The 20,601-nt window shown below is 66.6% G+C and carries 16 protein-coding genes; 8 read left to right on the top strand and 8 right to left on the bottom strand.

Annotated elements, in window-relative coordinates; genetic code table 11:
- Positions 1 to 39 precede the first annotated feature (39 nt).
- Positions 40 to 1,305, top strand: a complete 1,266-nt coding sequence (locus BDOA9_RS00595; protein WP_025032010.1) for a D-amino acid dehydrogenase — start codon at positions 40 to 42, stop codon at positions 1,303 to 1,305.
- A gap of 151 nt (positions 1,306 to 1,456) precedes the next feature.
- On the opposite strand, the gene BDOA9_RS00590 is transcribed toward BDOA9_RS00595, so the two are convergent.
- The gene (locus BDOA9_RS00590; RefSeq protein WP_025032009.1) at positions 1,457 to 2,095 is read right to left on the bottom strand and encodes a helix-turn-helix domain-containing protein; all 639 of its coding nucleotides are present in this window, start codon (positions 2,093 to 2,095) and stop codon (positions 1,457 to 1,459) included.
- A 178-nt stretch (positions 2,096 to 2,273) separates the two neighbouring features.
- Here BDOA9_RS00590 and BDOA9_RS00585 point away from each other — a divergent pair, with 178 nt between their 5' ends.
- Genes BDOA9_RS00585 through BDOA9_RS00570 form a run of 4 tightly spaced genes read left to right on the top strand, consistent with a single transcriptional unit; the run spans position 2,274 to position 5,739 of the window.
- Positions 2,274 to 3,032 carry an ABC transporter substrate-binding protein gene (locus BDOA9_RS00585; RefSeq protein ID WP_025032008.1) on the top strand — a complete coding sequence of 253 codons (759 nt, stop codon included), beginning with the start codon at positions 2,274 to 2,276 and terminating at the stop codon, positions 3,030 to 3,032.
- Positions 3,033 to 3,061: 29 nt separating this feature from the next.
- Positions 3,062 to 3,715, top strand: coding sequence for an amino acid ABC transporter permease (locus BDOA9_RS00580; protein WP_025032007.1), 654 nt, complete (start codon positions 3,062 to 3,064; stop codon positions 3,713 to 3,715).
- Positions 3,712 to 4,443 (top strand): amino acid ABC transporter ATP-binding protein, encoded by a 732-nt coding sequence (locus tag BDOA9_RS00575; RefSeq protein WP_025032006.1) that lies wholly within the window; start codon positions 3,712 to 3,714, stop codon positions 4,441 to 4,443. Before BDOA9_RS00580 ends, BDOA9_RS00575 begins: the two co-directional genes overlap by 4 nt.
- 12 nt (positions 4,444 to 4,455) lie before the next feature.
- A complete protein-coding gene (locus tag BDOA9_RS00570) occupies positions 4,456 to 5,739 on the top strand; it encodes an NAD(P)/FAD-dependent oxidoreductase (RefSeq protein ID WP_025032005.1) in 1,284 nt (427 codons plus the stop codon).
- A 49-nt stretch (positions 5,740 to 5,788) separates the two neighbouring features.
- Here BDOA9_RS00570 and BDOA9_RS38670 read toward each other — a convergent pair whose 3' ends face one another.
- From BDOA9_RS38670 to BDOA9_RS00555, 4 genes are all read right to left on the bottom strand, one after another.
- Complete coding sequence (locus tag BDOA9_RS38670; protein ID WP_192859531.1) at positions 5,789 to 6,013, bottom strand: hypothetical protein; 225 nt, start codon at positions 6,011 to 6,013, stop codon at positions 5,789 to 5,791.
- Positions 6,014 to 6,167: 154 nt separating this feature from the next.
- Positions 6,168 to 7,757: a gamma-glutamyltransferase family protein gene (locus BDOA9_RS00560; RefSeq protein ID WP_025032003.1), complete on the bottom strand. Its 1,590-nt coding sequence runs from the start codon at positions 7,755 to 7,757 to the stop codon at positions 6,168 to 6,170.
- Between the two features lie 231 nt (positions 7,758 to 7,988).
- Entirely contained in the window at positions 7,989 to 8,165 is a 177-nt protein-coding gene (locus tag BDOA9_RS38665) for a hypothetical protein (protein WP_192859530.1), read from the bottom strand.
- A gap of 9 nt (positions 8,166 to 8,174) precedes the next feature.
- Entirely contained in the window at positions 8,175 to 8,408 is a 234-nt protein-coding gene (locus BDOA9_RS00555) for a DUF6894 family protein (RefSeq protein ID WP_025032002.1), read from the bottom strand.
- Between the two features lie 201 nt (positions 8,409 to 8,609).
- On the opposite strand from BDOA9_RS00555, the gene BDOA9_RS00550 reads away from it, so the two are divergent.
- The 3 genes from BDOA9_RS00550 to BDOA9_RS00540 all read left to right on the top strand — a co-directional run bounded on the left by BDOA9_RS00550 (position 8,610) and on the right by BDOA9_RS00540 (position 12,746).
- Complete coding sequence (locus tag BDOA9_RS00550) at positions 8,610 to 10,697, top strand: PQQ-dependent sugar dehydrogenase (protein ID WP_042335626.1); 2,088 nt, start codon at positions 8,610 to 8,612, stop codon at positions 10,695 to 10,697.
- A complete protein-coding gene (locus tag BDOA9_RS00545) occupies positions 10,654 to 11,592 on the top strand; it encodes an SMP-30/gluconolactonase/LRE family protein (protein ID WP_025032000.1) in 939 nt (312 codons plus the stop codon). The genes BDOA9_RS00550 and BDOA9_RS00545 overlap by 44 nt, the downstream gene beginning before the upstream one ends.
- A gap of 128 nt (positions 11,593 to 11,720) precedes the next feature.
- Positions 11,721 to 12,746, top strand: coding sequence for a histone deacetylase family protein (locus BDOA9_RS00540; protein ID WP_025031999.1), 1,026 nt, complete (start codon positions 11,721 to 11,723; stop codon positions 12,744 to 12,746).
- A gap of 21 nt (positions 12,747 to 12,767) precedes the next feature.
- Here the strand turns inward: BDOA9_RS00540 and BDOA9_RS00535 are convergent, their stop codons facing one another.
- From BDOA9_RS00535 to BDOA9_RS00530, 3 genes are all read right to left on the bottom strand, one after another.
- Positions 12,768 to 13,499 (bottom strand): 4'-phosphopantetheinyl transferase family protein, encoded by a 732-nt coding sequence (locus tag BDOA9_RS00535; protein WP_025031998.1) that lies wholly within the window; start codon positions 13,497 to 13,499, stop codon positions 12,768 to 12,770.
- A 247-nt stretch (positions 13,500 to 13,746) separates the two neighbouring features.
- A complete protein-coding gene (locus BDOA9_RS38660) occupies positions 13,747 to 13,917 on the bottom strand; it encodes a hypothetical protein (protein WP_192859529.1) in 171 nt (56 codons plus the stop codon).
- Positions 13,918 to 14,059: 142 nt separating this feature from the next.
- The gene (locus tag BDOA9_RS00530; RefSeq protein ID WP_025031997.1) at positions 14,060 to 20,503 is read right to left on the bottom strand and encodes a non-ribosomal peptide synthetase; all 6,444 of its coding nucleotides are present in this window, start codon (positions 20,501 to 20,503) and stop codon (positions 14,060 to 14,062) included.
- Between the last annotated feature and the right edge of the window lie 98 nt (positions 20,504 to 20,601).

Here is a 20,601-nt window from a genome sequence, read left to right as displayed (position 1 = left end):
TCCCTTGCAGCGGCGAGCGCCGCGGGAGTTTGACGAAGCGTGAAAGTTCTGATCCTCGGCAGCGGTGTCATCGGTGTCACCTCTGCCTACTACCTCGCGCGTGCCGGCCATGAGGTGACGGTCGTCGACCGTCAGCCGGAGCCGGCATTGGAGACCTCTTTCGCCAATGCCGGCGAGGTGTCGCCCGGCTATTCCTCGCCCTGGGCCGGCCCCGGCGTGCCGGTGAAGGCGATCAAGTGGCTGTTGATGAAGCACGGCCCGCTGGTGATCCGGCCGAAGCTCGATCCTGTCATGTGGGTCTGGCTGCTCAAGATGCTGCGCAACTGCACCAGCGCGCGCTACGCGGTCAACAAGAGCCGGATGATTCCGATCGCGGAATACAGCCGCGACGCTTTACGCGATCTGCGCCGCGACATCGGCATCCAGTATGACGAGCGTTCGCAGGGCACGCTGCAGCTGTTTCGCTACCAGGCCCAGCTCGACGGCACGGCCGAGGACATCGCCGTGCTCAAGCAATACGGCGTGCCGTTCGAGGTGCTGAGCCGCGAGGGCTGCATCGCGGTCGAGCCGGCGCTTGCGGGCGTGAAGGAGAAGTTCGTCGGCGGGCTCCGCCTGCCGCAGGACGAGACCGGCGACTGCCACATGTTCACGCAGGCGCTGGCCAAGCACGCCCAGGCGCTCGGCGTGCGCTTCCTGTTCAACACCTCGATCGATCGCATCGTCACCGACGGCGCGCGCGTCAGCGGTGTCGCGACCGGCGCCGGCCTGTTGCAGGCGGACGCTTACGTGCTCGCGCTCGGCAGCTGGTCGTCGCGGCTGGCCGCGCCGCTCGGCATCTCGCTGCCGGTCTATCCGGTGAAGGGCTATTCGATCACGGTGCCGATCAAGGACGCTTCCGGCGCGCCGGAATCCACCGTGATGGACGAGAGCTACAAGGTCGCGATCACCCGCCTCGGCAATCGCATCCGCGTCGGCGGCACCGCCGAAATCTCCGGCTATTCGGACAAGCTCTACGACGCGCGCCGCGCCACGCTGGATCATTCGTTGACCGACCTGTTCCCGCGCGGCGGCGATCTGTCCAAGGCGACGTTCTGGAGCGGCCTGCGCCCGATGACGCCGGACGGCCCGCCCGTGATCGGCCCGACCCACTACGCCAACCTCCACCTCAACACCGGCCACGGCACGCTCGGATGGACCATGTCCTGCGGCTCGGGCCGCGTCCTCGCCGACATGCTCTCGGGCAGGAAGCCGGAGATCGACGTCAGCGCGCTGACGGTGGAGCGGTACAAGCACCGGTTCGGGTGACGGCCTCTCCGCGCGTCATTGCGAGGAGCCCTTGCGACGAAGCAATCCAGAATGGTCTCCGCGGCGAGAGTCTGGATTGCTTCGCTTCGCTCGCAATGACGGCGTGGAGATGCCCCGGGATTTCTTCACTCCGCCGCGTGCGTTGAAGCAGCTACCCCGCCCCCGTCACGCAATTCACCCAGAGCACGACCGACTTCGCATCGCTCGCCGGATTGGAAAACCGGTGCGGCCTTCGGCTGGCAAAGCGAAAGCTGTCGCCGGTTTTCAGCGACCACGTCTTACTGTCCACCGTCAGCATCATCTCGCCTTCGAGCACGAGCCCGGCCTCTTCGCCGTCATGGGTGTAGAGCTCGTCGCCGGTGGAGCCGCCGGGCTCCAGATGCACCAGGAACAGATTGAGCTTGTTGTCGGCGCTGGCCGGGCTCAGCAATTGCTTCGACACGCCGGTGCGCCACAGCTTCAGCTCCGGTCGCTGCAGCCCCCGCGTCACGACCTGATCGGAGGCGCCGTCGGCGCTCGGGCTCGCGCCGAACAGCGCGGCGATGCCGACGCCGAGCACGTCGGCGAGCGTTGCCAGCACCCGCAGCGAGGGCGAGGACAGGCCGCGCTCGATCTGGCTGAGGAAGCCGATCGACAGCTCGGTGCGCGCGGCGACCGTCTCCAGCGAGAATTGCCTGACCCGCCTGAGATCCCGGATGCGGCGGCCGACCGCGACGTCCATCGCAGGCTCCGCCGCCTCGGCTTTGGCTTTCATCTTCCTAGCCGGCTTTGCGGCGGCCGGTTTGCGCATTCTTTTGCCACCGCTCACGTCAAACCGCTTCCTTCATGTGCATGAAAACCGCTTGCATCGTCCGCGAAAGTGTGACCAAATTTTCATATTGGTGAAAATAGGCCGAAACGGCCCGGCCCGCAACGTCTGATCGCAACATGCGCGCGCCGCTGCCGGGCAGGCCCAAAAGGGGGATGCGATGAAGCGTTTTGTTCAGGCCGCGATCGCGGCGCTCGCCATTGCCGCAGCCGTGCCGGCTTCGGCGCAACAGGTGCTGAAGGTCGGCTCGACGCCGACGGGCATTCCCTTCACCTTCCTGGACACCAAGACCAACACCATCCAGGGCATCATGGTGGATCTCATCACCGAGGTAGGCAAGGATGCCGGCTTCAACGTGCAGATCGAGCCGATGGCCTTCTCGGCGCTGATCCCCTCGCTGACCTCGAGCAAGATCGACATCATTGCGGCCGCGATGTTCATCACCGCGCCGCGCAAGGAGGTCATTGACTTCTCCGACCCGATCTACAGCTATGGCGAAGGTCTCGTGGTGCCGAAGAGCGACACCAAGGCTTACGCCACGCAGGAGGACCTGAAGGGCGAGACGGTGGGCGCGCAAGTCGGCACCGCCTTCGTCGACGCGCTGAAGAAGACCGGCCTGTTCGCCGAGGTCAAGGCTTACGACACCATCCCGGACATCCTGCGCGACGTGAACACCGGCCGCCTCAAGGCCGGCTACGCCGATTATCCGATCCTCGCCTACAATCTGAAGCAGGGCGGCTTCCCCGAGGTGCGCCTCGTCGACGGCTACAAGCCTGTTACGGTCGGCTCGGTCGGCATCGGCGTGCGCAAGGGCGAGACCGCGCTGCTCGGCAAGATCAACGCCTCGCTCGCCAAGCTGAAAGCCAACGGCACCATCGACAAGATCCTCGATAAATGGGGCCTGAAGGCGCAGGGGTGATCGATAGGATCTGATTCGAAGGCTGCCCGATGAAAGGCTTCTGGCGCGACACCGTCGAGTTCTTCCCGATCCTGATGAGCGGCGTCGCGCTGACGATCGTCGTCACCATCGGCTCGCTGCTGCTCTCGACGGTGCTCGGCCTCGTCTGGGCGATGATGCGGGTCTCCGGCATAAGAGCGCTGTCGATGCTCAGCGCCAGCCTGATCAACGTGATCCGCGGCATCCCGATCATCGTGCTGCTGTTCTACCTCTATTTCGTGATGCCCGATCTCGGCGTCACGCTGTCGGCCTTGCAGGCCGCGATCCTCGGGCTCGGCATCGCCTATTCGGCCTATCAGGCCGAGAACTTCCGCGCCGGCATCGAGGCCATCGACAAGGGCCAGATCGAGGCGGCGCAGTCGATCGGCATGGGCTGGTGGCTCACCATGCGCCGCGTGGTGCTGCCGCAGGCCGTGCGCATCGTGCTGCCGCCCTACGGCAACGTCATGATCATGATGCTGAAGGATTCCTCGCAGGCCTCGACCATCACGGTCGCCGAGCTCGCGCTGCAGGGCAAGCTGATCGCGTCCTCGACCTTCAAGAACACCAGCGTGTTCACGCTGGTCGCCCTGATGTATCTCACCATGAGCATTCCGCTGATCCTCTTGGTCCGTCACTTCGAGAAGCGGGCCGGCAAGCGATGATCGAGCTGAGCGACGTCCACAAGAGCTTCGGTCAGGTCGAGGTGCTGAAGGGCATCAATGCGAGCGTCGAGAAGGGCGAGGTCGTCTGCATCATCGGCCCGTCCGGGTCGGGCAAGTCCACCATCCTGCGCTGCATCAACGGTCTCGAAAGCTACGACCGCGGCGAGATCAGCGTCGAAGGCTTGAAGGTCGATCGCGATGCGCCCTCGATCGTGAACATCCGCACCCAGGTCTCGATGGTGTTCCAGCGCTTCAATCTGTTTCCGCATCGCACCGCGCTGGAGAACGTGATCGAGGGGCCGCTCTTCGTGAAAAAAGAGCCTCGCGCCCAAGTGCTGGAACGCGGCCGGACGCTGCTCGCCCAGGTCGGACTTGCGGAAAAGGCCGACGCGCATCCGCCGCAGCTCTCCGGCGGCCAGCAGCAGCGCGTCGCCATCGCGCGGGCACTCGCCATGCAGCCCAAGGCCATCCTGTTCGACGAGCCGACCTCGGCGCTCGATCCCGAACTCGTCGGCGATGTCCTCGGCGTCATGCGCAAGCTCGCCGACGACGGCATGACCATGGTCGTCGTGACCCACGAGATGGGCTTTGCCCGCGACGTCGCCGATCGCGTGCTGTTCATCGACGGCGGCGTCATCGTCGAGCAGGGGCCGGCGAAATCGGTGCTCAATCAACCGCAGCACGCGCGGACGCAGGACTTTTTGCGCCGCGTGCTGCATCCGCTCTGATTCGGACTCGCCATGACGCGCCTGCCTCTGCCGCCCTCGCTCTATGCCGACACCGCCGTGGCGCCGGTTGCCACGCCGCCGCTCGATGTCGACAGAAGCGTCTCCGTCGCGATCGTCGGCGGCGGCTACACCGGCCTCTCCACCGCGCTGCATCTGGCGGAGCAGGGCGTCGAGGCCGTGGTGCTGGAGGCGCAGGAGCCGGGCTGGGGCGCGTCCGGCAACAATGGCGGCCACACCAACCCCGGCCTGAAGCACGACCCCGATCAGATCGAGGCCGATTTCGGCGCGGAGCTCGGCCGCCGCATGATCGCGTTCGCCTACGGCACGACCAACTTCACGCACGATCTGATCCGCCGTTACCAGATCCCGTGTGAGGCCCGGCAGAACGGCACGTTGCGCGCGGCTTACAATGAGAGCACCGCCGCCGCGATCGAAAAGACTGCGCAGCAATGCATTCGCCGCGGCATGCCGGTGTCGTACCTGAACCGCGAGCAGCTGCGCGAGATGACCGGCACCGACCGCTATATCGGCGCGATGCTGGATACGCGCGGCGGCGATCTGCATCCCCTGAGCTACGCCCGTGGTCTTGCGCGCGCCGCGATGTCGGCGGGCGCGAAGGTCTTTGGCGAGACGCCGGCATTGTCGCTACGCCGCGACGGCTCGCGCTGGCGCATCGAGACGCCGCGGGCAATTGTTCATGCCGACAAGGTCCTGCTCGCCACCAACGGCTTCACCGACGATCTCTGGCCGGCGCTCCGCCGCACCATCGTGCCGGTGTTTTCCTCGATCGCCGCCACCGCGCCGCTCTCCGATGCGATCGCGCGTTCGATCATGCCGACGCGTCCGGTGCTCTACGAGAGCGGCCACATCACGGTCTATTACCGCGTCGATCAGCAGAATCGCCTGTTGATGGGCGGGCGCGGCCCGATGCGCTGGATCAAGTCGCCGCATGACGTTGCCTATCTCATGCGTTATGCGGAGCGGCTCTGGCCGCAGCTCAAGGGCGTTGCCTGGACCCACGGCTGGAACAGCCGGCTCGCCATCACCGGGGATCATTATCCCCATGTGCACGAGCCCGCCGAGAGCATTTTGATCTCGCTCGGCTGCAACGGCCGCGGTGTCGCGCTCTCGACCGCGATGGGCGCGCAGCTCGCCCGCCGCCTGATCGGCGGCACAAGGACCGAGATCGACATGCCCATCACGGGAATCAAGCCGATCCCGCTGCATGCGTTCTGGCCGGTCGGCGTGACCACCGCCGTGATCGCAGGCCGGGTGCGGGACCGGCTCGGCATATGAAAAGGCGCCGCCCGGTGAGGGCGACGCCTTGCTTGAATCCTGGACCGGCTTAGCAGCGACCCTGCTTCCACAGTCCGGGCGGGCACGCGTGACCGCGCCAGCCGACCTTGCGACCCTGGTACCATCCGAACGACTTGCCATGGTGATGATGGCCTATCTTGTGGCCATGACCATGTCCGTGGCCGCCACCATGGCCGCCCTTGGCCAAAGCAGGGCTGGTGAATGTGAGCCCGGCCGCAATGACCAGCGACGCAGCGAGCGCAAGTTTCTTCATATGTCCTCCACGGTGAGCGCCTTTGTCCGTTCAATGAACGGCGTCCGGCTGCCTTAGTTCCCCGCGAATGTGGAGGAGTCGTGACGCTCGCCTGGGTGCGTAATCACGCCAAGGCTCAACGCGCGCTGGCACGATCTTGCTTCGATCTCCGCGTTCAGCTCTCCGCCACCGCATCGGCCCAAGGCTGGAAGATCTCGACTGCGCCGGAATTGAGTTCGCCCTCGCGCATCACGACGCTCGGGAAGGCGAACTTCTGCGGCACCGCCTGCAGCCGGCTCTCTTCATAGTCGAAGCGCGCGGCCAGCGCCTCGCGCACCTCCGCCGGCATGCGCGCATCGCCGATCACCACCGCGCCTTCGCTGGCGTCGATGCGCGGCTGGTGGATGGCGGCGTCGAGGTCCATGCCGTAATCCATCGCGAAGGACACGAGCTGCGTCACTGCGGGCAGGATGCGGCGTCCGCCCGAGGCGCCGACCGCGAGACGCTTGCCGTCCCTGGTCTCGGCGATGACGGGCGTGTAGTTGCAGAGGCAGCGCTTGCCCGGTGCAAGCGAGTTGGTGGTGCCGGGCGTCGGGTCGAACCACATGATGCCGTTGTTCATGGTGATGCCGGTGTGCGGTGTCACGTATCGCGAGCCGAACGACGAAAGCAGCGTCTGCGTCACCGCCGCGATGTTGCCGTGGCGGTCGACCACCGAGAAATGCGTGGTGCAGGCCGGCGCCAGATATTCGGCGCCGAGCGAGCGCTTGCCGTCGGCATCGCCCATGTCCTTCAGCCGTTCGCGGAAGGCGGTCTGCAGGGCGAGCGCATATTCGACATAGGCGCCGGCATCCGGCGCGCCCGCGGGCGTCAAGCTCTGCTGCAACAGGCGCAGCGCATGCGCCATCGTCGGCCCCGCGGTGAGCTCCGGGGTCGCGAACACCTTGCCCTGGCGATAGGGGATCGCCAGCGGCTCGCGTAAGTAGGCGCGGAAGGCGACGAGATCCTCCACCGACAGCGAGCCGCCGTCGGCCTTGATGTCGGAAGCAATGCTCCTGGCGAGATCGCCCTGATAGAAATCGCGCGCGCCCGCGTCGGCGAGATGTGACAGCGTCGCCTTCAGGGCGTCCTGCGGCAGCCGCGTCTCGAATTTGATGCCCCATGGCGCGGTCGGCGGCAGGCCGTTCTTCAGATAGGCGGCCGCGCTCGCGGGGTAGCGTCTGAGGTCGGCGGCCGAACCCGCGATCGTCACCGTCGTCCACCAATCGACCAGCAGGCCTTCGCCGGCGAGCCGGGTTGCCGGCGCGACCAGATCCTTCCATGGCAATTTGGCGTAGCGGCGGTGCGCCTCTTCCATTCCGGCGACGACGCCGGGCACGGCGATCGCGCCGGGACCATGGATGTTGCGATCGTCCTTCACCCGCGGCCAGGGGAAGAGATCGGAGGAGGGGCCTTCGCCGCTGAGCGGATAGTCGGCCGCGCGCAGGCTCTGCGGCGCGCACATGCCGTAGTCGATCACCTCATAGCGATTTTCCTTGGCGCGGTAGAGCACCATCACGCCGCCGCCGCCGATGCCGCTGTTCCAGGGCTCGAGGACGTTGAGGGCAAACGTGGTCGCGACGACCGCGTCGACGCAATCGCCACCCGCGGCCAGCACCTGTGCTCCCACTTCCGCCGCCCGCCGCGATTGCGAAGCCACGATGCCGCCCTTGGATGTGACGGCGGGCTTGCGGATGGTTTGGTTGAGGCTGAACTGCTGAGGCATGGTGTCGTCTTGATGCTCGTCGATGGTTCGCTGCGTTCAATGCGAGGCTCCGCGATTGGCGAAGCGCGCGGACAATGGCACATTGCCGCCAACGAGAACATCCGAACGGAGGCGCGGCATGGCTGGTGTGAAACAGGCGCGGGAGGGCAGTGAGGTGCGGGGCTGCTCCCATCCGTCAAGCCCGGCCATGACGAAAGATAAAAATGTCTGAAAAGCGCCGTAAGCGCCGCCTCAGCGCATGCGATCCAGCCGGCTGGCCTGGTACTTGGCCCGCCATTTCGGGCCGGGGCCGCGCATGTAGTGCAACTCGGGGCGATAGGGGTTGGCCGCGACGCGGATCAGCGTCTGCCATCGGGTGGCGACGAAGCTTAAGGGCTGGCGCAGCAGGCTGAGGGAAGCGAGCGACATGGCATCACCTCAATGCGGCTTGCCGAGCATGGCGGTGAAGGGAAGATCGAAGATCTCCTCGCCCGCGTCGTCGCTGACATGGATCACCCAGTCGCGCCAGTCTTCGGCGCCGGGGGTCTGGATCATCGAGTTCATGATCTGAGCGGCGCGGTCGCGCGCCTCGGTCAGATTGGCGACTGCGGCGCCGTAGCGGTCGATCAGCGTGCCCTCGGTGTTGGAGCAGTGAAAATAGACCTGGACCATAGGCGCCTCCTGTAGAAAGCAAGCGGGACGGCAAACCGATACCACCCCAAGCATTCGCGAAACATTCGGGTCGAGCCCGGTAAGGAAATCTACGGATATTGGTCGGGCCCAAGGTCGTTACAGGTTTAATCACAGGCGGGTGATGACTGGACGGCTCCGAGCCGGCGTGGAACAACGTCCGCGGGAAAGGCGGGGGTGACCGTGAACCAGCTCACATTCGTGCGCGAATGGCGAAATCTCCGCTTGCCTGCAGCCGTCGTTCTTGCAGCGGGCTTGGCCGCCGCGCTGCTCGGCTTGGCCCCGGCCTCGTCCGAGCCGGTCAGGAAGAGCGGCTACGCGATCGGCGCGGATGCCTGCGGCAGCGGCGATCTCGCCTTTCCCAGGATCCAGATCGACATGAAGGCGGGATTTTGCGCCGGTCTCGTCGCCAGCGAAGAGGACCGCCTCAAATTTCCGCGCTCGATCGTCCAGGTGCCCGGTCGCGAGTTGTTCGTGGTCGCCGACATGGGCGGCTGGGGCCACACCGACGGGCGGCTGCTGCTGCTCGATCCGCACGCCCCGCAGGGGCAACGCTTCAAGGATCTGCTGACAGGACTCGAATATCCGTTCGGCCTCGTCATCGGCCCGGACAGGAAGCTCTATGCCTCGACCGCGGAGACGATCTTCCGGCTCGATCCGCTTGCGGATGATCCGCGCAGCACGGTCGAGACCATCATCCGTCGCATGCCCGGCCGCCGGATCACGCTGCCGGATGGCAAGAGGCTCGACGAGAGCGCGCATCCGCTCAAGCAGTTCGTGTTCGATCGCGACGGCCGGCTGTTCGTCAATGTCGGCTCGCACAGCGACGATTGCCTCACGCCTGCGCCGATCACGAAACCCTGCGCGGCGGCCGAGGGCGCGTCCGCGCTGGCCTCGATCTGGCTGTTCACACCTCCCGCAGGCGGCGTGTTTCCGGCTTTGAAGCCCGGCGATCCCGACCCGCCGCACAGCGTCTATGCGCGCGGCTTGCGCAACTCGATGGCCCTCGTGCTGCATCCGAATTTTCCGGATGCCGGCTTCGCCTTCCTGCAGGGCGAGAACGCCCGCGACCTGCCCGACATCTTCAAGCCGAACGAGGAGATCAACGCGATTCTGCAGGGCGGGCATTATGGCTGGCCCTATTGCTATGATTTGTCGACGCCGAGCCCCGAATTCAGGCTCGTGCTGCAATCGGGCACCTACAAGTCGTTCTGCTCGGCCAATGCGCTCTACAAGCCGCCGTTGTCGCTGCTGCCGCCGCACGGCGCGCCGCTCGCGATGCTCTATTATCGCGGCGCCAAATTTCCGGAGCTGGAAGGCAAGCTCCTGGTCGGCCTGCACGGCTATCGGCCGACCGGCAGCCGGCTGCTGGTCTATGACGTCGACGATCACGGCTTTCCAAGAACTTCGTCGGCACCGGTGCGCTATCACGTCAGTTGCGCGGCCGATCCGACCCGCAGCTTCCAGACCGATGCCGGCGAGGTCGCCGCCGCGCCGTTCGAGCAGCTGATTGCAGGCTGGCATCGCGTCAACGGCGCGCGGCCGCAAGGCGCGCCGGTCGGCATGACGGTCGCGGAGGACGGCGCGATCTGGCTGGTCGAGGACAAGAACCAGACCGTGATCCGCATCGATCGCGCAGATGGCGATGCACCGCCGCCGCTCCCTTGCGATACTCGCAGCCAGGCAATGATCGACCAGCTCGCGGCTTTCGTCGCCAGGGACGCGCAGAACAGCGTTCGCCTCACCGCCTTGCGCAAGGGCCTCGTCGAGAAGCACTGCGTCGGCTGCCATTCGGATTTCGGCCTCAACCCGGGGCAATCGGATGCGGAGAAGGACAAAGCGGTGCTGCACTTCATGTTGGCACAGGACGGCTGGATCTATCCGGGCGATCCCGACGCCGGCAGGCTGCGCACGCGCCTGCGCGGCCTTGGCGCCGGGAAGCTGATGCCGCCGGGCGGCGAGAGCCTGCCGAAGACCGAGCCTGGCTATTCGCGCCTGCTCGATATGGCGGACCAGCTCGTCGCAAAGATGGTTCCGGGCACGCGGATGCGGATCAAGCCGGGCCCGCCGCAGCGGAAGTTTTTCAGCAAGACCAACAAGGAATGCGGCGAAATACCGGCCGGCAAGGTCGTCGTCGTGACACAAAGGAGCGCTGTAGACAGACCCGGCTTCAGCCGATTCTTCCGGCCAGCCGATCCCTATCTGAATGGCGAGTGCACCGACGGCGATGGCTATTACATCCGGCAGGAATTTCTGGTGCCTGTGCAGTAGCCTCCTGCTCGCCGCGACGCTGCCGGCCGCTGCCGAAACGAGACTGTTCGAAAGCGCACAGGTGACGCCCGCCAGCGAGTATACCTTCGGCATCGAGGGACCTGCCGCCGATCTCGACGGCAATCTGTTCGTCGTCAATCTCGGCAAGCCCGGCACCATCGGCAAATTGCCCGCCGGTGGCGCCGCCTCCGAGCTGTTCACGACGCTCCCCGACGGCAGCGTCGGCAACGCGATCCGTTTCGATCGCAGCGGCACCATGTTCATCGCCGACTACAAGAAGCACAACATCTTCGCGATCCCGAAGGGCGCGACCGAGCCCGCGGTGTGGTTTCACTCCGACGAGATGAACCAGCCCAACGACATCACCATCGCGCGCGACGGGACTATCTATGCGAGCGATCCGAACTGGAAGGGGCGCGAAGGCCACATCTGGCGCATCGTCAGGGGAGCGGACGGCAAGATGCAGGGGCAGGTGATGTCGGCGCCGCGCGCGATGGGCACGACGAACGGTATCGACCTCAGCCCTGACGGCAAGACGCTCTATGTCGGCGAATCCAGCAACGGCCAGATCTGGTCCTATGCGATCAGCGGCAACGAGCTCACCGCGCCTAAGCTGGTCAAGGCGTTTCAGCCCGACACCATTGACGGCCTGCGCACCGACGTCGCCGGCCGCCTCTACGTCGCGCGCATTCTCAAAGGCACGATCGCGCTGATGAAGCCGACCGGCGCGGTCGAGCGCGAGATCCCGCTGAAGGCCAAGGAGCCGACCAACCTTGCCTTCGGCGGCAGCGACGGCAAGACCGTCTTCGTCACCCAGCGCCAGGGCGGCTTCATCGAGTCCTTCCGAACCGACCAGCCGGGCCGCGAGCATTGTCTGCAGCGCGGCCGGTGCTGAGCTTCGCAAGCGCTCTGCTTATCGCGCAGGGCAGCGCGACGATGGGCGGCATTCTTCTTGCTTGCATCTGGCCGCCGCGGGGATCAAGACATCTGTGGCATCGTCCAGAGCGACCACGGAGTGTTTGAGTGAAAGCCGTCCATACCGAACTGCACCGCAGCCACGATCCGCAATTCTTCCTGGTGCGCGGTGTGGTCAAGCGCACCACCGAGCAGCCGGAGCGCGCCGACCGCCTGCTCAGGGGATTGAGGGACGGTAGGCATCAACTGGTCGAGCCCACAACATTCGGGCAGGGGCCGCGCGCACGCGTTCACAGTCCCGAATATCTGTCGTTCCTGAGCGAAGCCTGGGACGCCTGGACGGCGCTCGGCGATTCCGGCCCGGAGATGATCGGCAATATCCATCCCGTGCGCCACGCCGCGACTTATCCGTCTCACATCGTCGGCAGGCTCGGCTGGCACACCGCCGACACCGCAGCGCCGATCGGCCCGGGCACGTGGGCCGCGGCCTGCGCCGCCACCGACGTTGCGGTCACGGCCGCGCAGATGGTGATGGATGGCGAGGATGCGGTCTATGCGCTCTGCCGTCCGCCCGGCCATCACGCCTATCGCGACATGGCCGGCGGCTTCTGCTTCCTCAACAACAGCGCGATCGCGGCGGCGCATCTGCGGCAGAAGCACGAGCGCGTCGTGATCCTCGACGTCGATGTCCATCACGGCAACGGCACCCAAGGCATCTTTTATGCCCGGCCCGATGTCTACACGATCTCGATCCATGCCGACCCCGTCGCGTATTATCCCTACGTATGGGGCTATGCGCATGAGCGCGGCGAAGGTCCGGGCCTCGGCACCAATCTCAACATTCCGCTTCCCATCGGCACCAGCGATGACGGCTATCTCCAGGCGCTGGACATCGCGCGCAAGGCGATCGAATCCTTTGCCCCCGGCGCCCTCGTCGTCGCACTCGGCCTCGATGCTTCCGAGCACGATCCGCTGAAGGGATTGGCCGTCACCACACCCGGCTTCCGCCGCATCGGCCAGGCCATCGCGAAGCTGGGCCTGCCGACCGTGCTCGTGCAGGAAGGCGGTTATCTCTCGGACATCCTCGGTGCCAACCTCACCTCTGTGCTGGCGGGGTTCGAAGACGCGCGCTGAGATCGCCCTTCCTGCCCCGCCTCACTCGGCCGCTTCGCGGAGCGGCCAGGCATGGCGGCTGATGGGAAGGCCGCCGTCCGCACGGGAGCCGTCCGCGATTGCGAGGCGGTGCGCGGGCGATGGCGAGCACAGCGAGAAGCGCCAGGCGTCCGGATCGTCGACGATGTCGGGCTTGAAGCTGATCTCGATCGCCCCGCGTGACACCTGCATGGCGAAGGCGTCGAGCGGCAGGTTGAGCCCAAAGCCCCTGGCCTTCAGATAGGCCTCCTTGAGCGTCCAATAGTCGAAGAAGCGCTCGATCGCGGCGGGCTCCGGCAGCCCGCGCAAGGTTTCGACCTCCTCCGGCGCAAAGAAGCGAAGCGCGGTGGACAGCGGCGCGACGCGCCGCGACACGGTTTCGACGTCGACCCCGACGGCCTCATGCCGCGACACCACGCAGGCGACGCAGCCGTCGGCATGCGACAGGCTGAAATGCAGCGCGCGCGAGGTGGCCGGTGCTGCGACGAACGGCCGGCCGTAGCGGCCCGCGCCGAACGACCAGTCGGTCGGCGCCACGTTGGAGGCGACTTGCGACAGCGCCAGGCGCAACATGGCATGCGCGAAGATGTACTGTCGCCGATGCCGCTCGAACACGAAGCGATCGGCCCGGGCCCGCTCGTCGACCGAGAGCAGGCGTCGGCACGCATCGACCGCGCCCGGCACGTCAATGGTCTCGATCAGTCCGACAAAGAGTTCGATTCTGTCGTCTGCCATCAATTGGGGCCCATGGCGCCGGGCGGGGCCAAATCCCCCGGTCCCGACGGAAAAAACAACTGAGCAAGAATCAGCCGAGAGGACCGTACCTAGCGGTCCACCCGGGCGAATTCTTGTCGATTTGCAGGCCGGTTTACAGGCGCAAGCTTGTGCGAGCCCCCAAGCTCGACAGACGAGCAGCCGATTCCGAAACTGAAGCTCGAAAACTGAAGCCCGGAGATTCGTCCGGCGTCCCGGCCGGCGAATCTTACTTCTTTTTCTTCTTGGCCTTCTTCGCCCCACCCAGCATCGAAAGGCTGGCGTCGACGTCCTTCAGCGCGGACTGGAGCTTCTTCTTCTCTGCGGTCAGCAGTTTCTGCAGGGCCTTGCGGTCCTTGGCGCTCAACGAGGTGCCCTTGGTAAATTTGATGAAACCCATAACACTTCCCCGGGTGAAAAATGATCATCCCAAATCGAAACGCGGGAATAATCTTGCGCGACGACGCCAAATAATCAAGCTGCAACTTGCTCATTCACAGCTTTGGCGCGTGAACCCGTTTTCCTTGCGCGCTGTCGCACCGTCAGGCCGCCCTGCGGGCGAGCAACCGGCCGAGCGGCGTGCTGGGCTGGGCGATCGCCGCCCTCAGCAGCGCGACGAAATCCTCCATCCATTCGCCGACCACGCGGTCCTCGAGCAAATCGCGCTTGTAATTGCATGATCCCGTGATGCCGGTCGGGCGCTCCTTGAGCATCAGCGACAGCCAGGTCTGGTCGATCGGCAGCACCGGCTGGCCTTCGCGCGCGACGTTGCCGATCGATTCGGTCGCGAGATCCGGGAGATCGAGCGGCTGGCGCAGCGGATTCTGCAGCGTGAAATAGACCTGGAGCAGCGAGGCCGGATCGATCCCCTCCTGCTCCAGTCGATCGGCCAGGACGTTGAACGGCAGCTCCTGCCGCGCATGCGCCTCGAGCACGCTCTGGCGCACCCGCATCAGGGCCTGCGCGAACGACAGATCCGGCGCGATCGTGGTGCGAACGATCACCGTGTTCTCGAACGGGCCGATGATCCGGTCGGTGTCCGGCTGGGCACGATTGGCCATGGCAGTCGCGACCGCGATGTCGGTGCGGCCCGCCCTCGCCAGCAGCATGGCCTTCAAGCCGGCGAGCAGGCACATGAACAGCGTGCAATTGTGCCGGCCGGCGAACGCCGTCAGGCGGATGATCAACTCGTGGTCGAGGCTGACCGGATGATGTCCGGTGGAGGCGCCCGGGCGCGCTTCGCCGTCGAAGAGGGGGCCCGCTCCGCGCAAATTCTCGGTCCAGTCGGCGGCCTGGCGGCGTGCCGCGTCGGTGCCGCACCACCAGCGCTGCCAGCGTGCGACATCCGAAAAGGCCGGTGGCGGCTTCGGTAATGGCGTGGACGGATATCCGGCCAGCGCCGCATAGCGACTCGACAATTCCTCGAACAGCACGCCGATCGACCAGCCGTCGACGACGGCGTGATGCAGCGTCAGCAGCAGCACGTGATCGTCGTCGTGGAGCCGCAACAGCTTGGCGCGCAACAGCGGCGCGCGCGTAATGTCGATCGGTGTATAGGTCTCTCGCTGGATCAGGAGATCGATCTTCCTGAGCTCGAGCGCCTTGCGTCGCTTGTTGTTGTGGGGATGACCGTCGCCGATGGTCTCGACCGTCATGATCCCGAGAAGCGCGCGCGGCGCGGCGATGCGGCTTACGGGCGCATCGCCGCTCCAGGCGAACGCGGTGCGCAGCGATTCGTGCCGGCGCACGACGTCGTCGATCGCCTTTGCCAGGGCGGCCGAATCGAGCGGGCCCTGCAGACGGAAGGCGAAGGGTAGGTTGAACTGCGGCAGCCCCGACAGATTCCGCTCGATCTGCAGCATCTGCTCCTGCCCGATTGATGGCGTCGGCGGCCCGCCTGCAGCCGATCGTGGCAGGCTTGCGGCAGGCTTGCGCGGCTTCGTGGCCACGGCCTGGTCGACCCGCCGCGCCAATCCCTCGATCGTCGGCGCCTCGAAGATGGTCTTGATCGGCAGCGACACGCCGAGCGCCCGCGCGATCCGCGCCATCACCTGGCCGGCCAGCAGCGAATGGCCGCCAAGGTCGAAGAAATTGTCGGTGACACCAATGCTCTCGGCCTTCAGCAGGTCGATCCAGATGTCGGAGAGCACCTTTTCGGTGAAGCGCCGCGCCGGGACGACCGCATCCGGGCCGGACGTTTCCGGCGGGACGGGCGCCAGCAGTGCGGAGCGGTCGATCTTGCCATGGGCGTTGAGCGGCATCTGATCCAGGAACAGGAAGGCGGAGGGGATGGCGTGGCCGGGCAGGCGGCTCTTCAGGAAATCGCGCAGCTCGCTGGCGCTGCTGCGGCTGCCGGGCTTGGCGACGACATGGGCGATCAGCCTGATGTCGCCGCTCGCCTCGCAGCGCGGCTCGACGATGGCGGCGCGCACGCCTGGATGCTCGGCCAGCGCGTTCTCGATCTCCTTGAGCTCGATGCGGTAGCCGCGGACCTTGACCTGATGGTCGGCCCGGCCGAGGCATTCGATCGTCCCGTCGGCGCGGCGCCGGGCCAGATCGCCGGTCCGGTAGAGCCGGCTGCCGGCCTGGCGCACGAACGGATCCGGCAGAAAGCGTTGCCGGCTCTGCGCGGGATCGTTGACGTAGCCGCGGCCCACTCCTGCGCCGCCGATGCAGAGCTCGCCGGTCACGCCGACCGGCTGCGGCTGCAGGTGCGCGTCGAGCACGTAGAGCTGGGTGTTCGGCAGCGGCGCGCCGACCGGGACGTTGCCCGTCGCGATCGCCGGCGCCCTGGTCAGGCGGTGCAGGGAGGCGTCGTCGGAGCATTCCGACGCGCCATAGGCATTGATCAGCGGCACTCTCGGGCAGCAGGCAAACCAGGCGCGGCAGAGCTCGACGGGCAACGGCTCGCCGGTCGAGATCAGCAGCCGCAATCTGGAGAAGGCGCGCCGCATCGGCGCCTCATCCATGCGATCGAGGATGACGCGCAGCAGCGAGGGCACGATCTCGAGCACCGTGATGCCCTCGCGCGCGATCTCGCGCGCCAGCAGCATCGGATCCTGCACGATTGCGTTGCCGCAGACATGGACGCGCGCGCCGACCATGGGACCGGCGAGGAATTGCCAGACCGAGATGACGAAGCTCTGCGGCGCGGTCTGCGCGATCACGTCCCTCGCGGAGAGGCCGAGCTCGGAGATGAGGGAGGCCAGATGGTTCGACAGGCCGCGCTGCTCGATCATGACGCCCTTCGGTGCGCCCGAGGAGCCGGACGTATAGACGAGATAAGCGAGGCTCGAGGCGGCGCGCCGTGCGGCGCGGGCCGGCTTGTCCATCCTTGGCGCGACCGCGTCGTCGAGCTCGGCCACCTGGATGCGCTCGACCAGCGGTTCGAGCAGCGCCTCGACCATGCCAGACTGAGCCCGCCCGGTCAGCAGCATGCGGGCACAGCTCGATCCGAGGATGGTCGAGAGCCGTGCCGTCGGCTGGTCGGGATCGAGATTGACGAACGCGGCCCCGACGCGCTGTGCCGCGATCATCGCGGCGAGCAGGTCGGACCGGCGCTCTGCCAGCAGGGCAACCACGCTCTCGGCGCCGACGCCTTCGCGGGCCAGCCAGCGCGCGGCTGCCCGGCTGCGGTGCGCCAGCTCGCGATAGGTCAGGAACGTGCGACCGTCCGAGATCGCGACGGCGTTCGGCGTCTTCCTCGCCTGACGCTCGAAGCGTTCGCTGAAGTTGCCGCGTTTGGTGAAATCGGCCGGCACGCCCCGGCCCTTCGCCAGCAATTGCCGGCGTTCGGCCTCGGTCAGGAGCGGCAGGCGCGAGATGCGCTGCTCCGGATTGGCGATGACGGCCTTGAGCAGCGTCTTGAACTGGGCGGCCATGGCTTCGATCGTCGCGGCCTCGAACAGATCGGTGGCGTATTCGAAGAAGCCGGTGAAGCGGCCGTCGGCCTCGACCAGTTCGAGCGTGATGTCGAACCGCGCCACCCCGGGATCGACTTCCAGCCGCCGCGTCGACAGGCCGGGAAAACGCGCCGCCTCGATCGAGGCGTTCTGGAGGATGAACATGATCCGGAACAGCGGATTGCCGTCGCTGCGGCGTGCGACCTGCAATGCGCGCAACACCTCCTCGATCGGAAGGTCCTGGTTGCGGTAGGCGTCCAGCGTGACCTGCCGCACCCGCCGCAACATCTCGCCAAAGCTCGGATCGCCGCTGAAATCGTTGCGCAGGACCAGGGTGTTGGCGAACAGCCCGATCAGGCGTTCGCTCTCGATCTGGTTGCGGTTGGCGATCAGCGATCCCGTGGCGACGTCCTCATGCGAGGTGTGGCGGAACAACAGGCATTGGAAGGCGGCGAGCAGCGTCATGAATGACGTGACGCCCTGGTTCTGGCTCAGCGTGCGCAGCTCGGCCGACAGGGATTTCGAGAATTCGAGGTAGTGACGCGCGCCGTGCCCGCTCCAGATCTCGGGCCTCGGCCGATCGGTTCGCAGCGGCAGCATGGTGACGCCGTCGAGCTGGGTCCGCCAATAATCGAGCTGCTCCCTGGCCGCCGGCGTCTGCGCCCAGCGTTGCTGCCAGAGCGCGAAGTCGCGATATTGCAAGGCGGGCCGCGGCAGTGCGGCCGGATGCTTCTTGCGTGCCGCGGCATAGTGGGCGGCGAGCTCCTCCCAGAACAGCCGCTGCGACCAGCCATCGGTGGCGAGGTGATGGACGTTGACCACAAGCGCATGGCTGTTCTGGTCGAACGACAGCAATGTGGCCTTCAGGGGCGGCTCGTGGGCCAGGTCGAACGCATGCTGCGCAAGCCTCAGCGCCTCGCGCCGGATTGCCGCAGGCCGCTTGTCCGCAGGGCACGGCTTGAGCTTGATGCGCTCCAGCCGCGGTGGCGATGGCAGCACGAGCTGCATCGGCTCGCCCTGGCGCTCGATGAAGACCGAGCGCAGCGCCTCATGGCGCGCTGAGATCGCAGCGAGGCCCGCAGACAGCGCGGCGGCGTCGACGGGGCCGTTGAGAACGGCGACTTCGACGACATTATAATTGTAGCGGGTCTGGTCGAGCCGCGAGAGCACGTAGATCCGCTGCTGCTGGAACGACAGCGGTGCGTCGGTGCCCGCGGTGCGGCGCCAGGCCGGCAGCTCCGTCTCGCGCCGGCTTGCGGCGGTCTCGATCCGGGCCGCGAGCATTGCGACCGTCGGGCAGTCGAAGATGTCCTCGAACGAGAAGTCGACATTGAAGCGGTCGCGCAGGCGCGAGCGCATCTGTGTCACCGCCAGCGAATCCGCGCCGAGCGCGAAGACGTCCTGGTCGGCGCCGACCTGCGGCAGCTCCAAGAGGCCGGCCCAGATGTCGGCGAGCTGGCTCTCGATCGCAGTGCGCGGCAGCCGGGTCTCGTGACCTGCGTCGACGGTTGCGATCAGCGCGGCGAGGGCATTGCGCTTGACCTTGCCGCTGGCGCCCTTCGGCAGCGCTGCCAGGCTGCGGATCAGGCTCGGCACCTTGTAGGCCGCAAGCCGCTTTCGTGCGAATTGGCGCAGCTGGTCCGAGGTCGCCTCGGCATTCGGCCGCAGCACCACGATGGCCGCGACGTTCTCGCCGAGCTTGTCGTGTGGGACCGCGAACACGCCGGCCTCCAGCACCGCCGGATGGCCGAGCAGGACGTCTTCCACCTCCAGCGGCGAGATCTTCTGCCCGCCGCGGTTGATGACGTCCTTGAGGCGGCCGACGATGAAGAGATAGCCGTCGTCATCGAGATAGCCGAGGTCGCCGGTCCTGAACCAGCCGTTGCGGAACGCGGCCCGCGTCGCCGCCTCGTCATTATAATAGCCGCGGCTCATGTTCGGGCCGCGCAGCATGATCTCGCCGTGCGCGCCGCTTGCGAGCGTGCGGCCCGCCTCGTCCATGATCGCGATCTCCGGGCCGGCGGCGCGGCCGACCGATCCGACCTTGCGCAGCTCGAACGGATTGGCCGCGATCTGCGAGGCCGCCTCGGTCATGCCGTAGGTCTCGAGCACGGGAACGCCGAACGTCGCCTCCAGCCCGGCGAGAATCGCCGGCGCGAGCGAGGCCGAGGCCGACCGGATCACGCGCAGCGACGACGGCCGGGCGCGGTCGGGGTTCGCCTCCGCCGCCGTCAGCAACGCGCGATGAATGGTCGGCACCGCCGTGTACCAGGTCGGCTGCAGCTGCCGCATCCAGCCGAAGAAGGACGATGCGTCGAAACCGTCGGTGCAGATCACGCTGGAGCCCGCGGCGAGCGCCGTGAGCAGGCCGGAGATCAGGCCATGGGCATGAAACAGCGGCAGGACGTTGAGCAGGCGATCATGCGTCGTGAGCGACAGCGCATGGCCGGCATTGTAAGCGGAGAGACAGACATTGCGGTGGGTCAGCGGCACCATTTTCGGCCGCGCCGCCGTACCTGACGTCAGCAGGATGAACGCGTCGTCGTCGCCGCGCGAAGCGCCGCCGGCATTTGCCGGCCCGATCGCCGGAGCGATGAACGCGCAGCCGCCGAGATCGTCGGCGGGCCCTGCCACGAAATCGATCAATGCGATATCGAGCGCCCTGGCGACGTCGCGGCTCGCCGAGTTCATGTCGGCCCGGGTCACGAGCGCCGTCAGCTTCAGGTCGACGAAATAGCGTTGCAGCTCGTCCGCGGTCAGATCGGGGTTGACGGGGACGCAGGCGCAGCCCGATGCGACTGCGATCAGCGCCAGCGCGGTATCGGCGCCGCGCGGCAGCGCCACCGCGATGCGGTCTGCGGGACCGATGCCGAGCTCACGCAAGGTACGGACCGATTGCCGGATCGATTCGGCCAGCGCGCCATAGCTGAGCGCCGGCCGGCCGGGCGCGAGGAGTGCAGGCGCCGCCGGCGTCCTGCGGGCGTAGAATTCGAGAAGGCCGCTGATATGCGCGAATATCTTCGTTTCGGCCGTGGTGCCGGCGGATGCTTCGTCCGCTTCGGTTGCAATATCCGACAACGCCATTCCCTTTTGGTCCGATTGAGTTATTCTTCCAAGAAGTTGGGGAATGCGTCCAGTCCGAGGTGAAGTTTGGGCCCCAAAATCTGTGGTTGAGGGGCCCT

Source organism: Bradyrhizobium sp. DOA9 (assembly GCF_000617845.2).
Taxonomy (GTDB): domain Bacteria; phylum Pseudomonadota; class Alphaproteobacteria; order Rhizobiales; family Xanthobacteraceae; genus Bradyrhizobium.
Note: the sequence above shows the minus strand (reverse complement) of the source record. Positions and strands in the feature narration are given on the sequence as shown.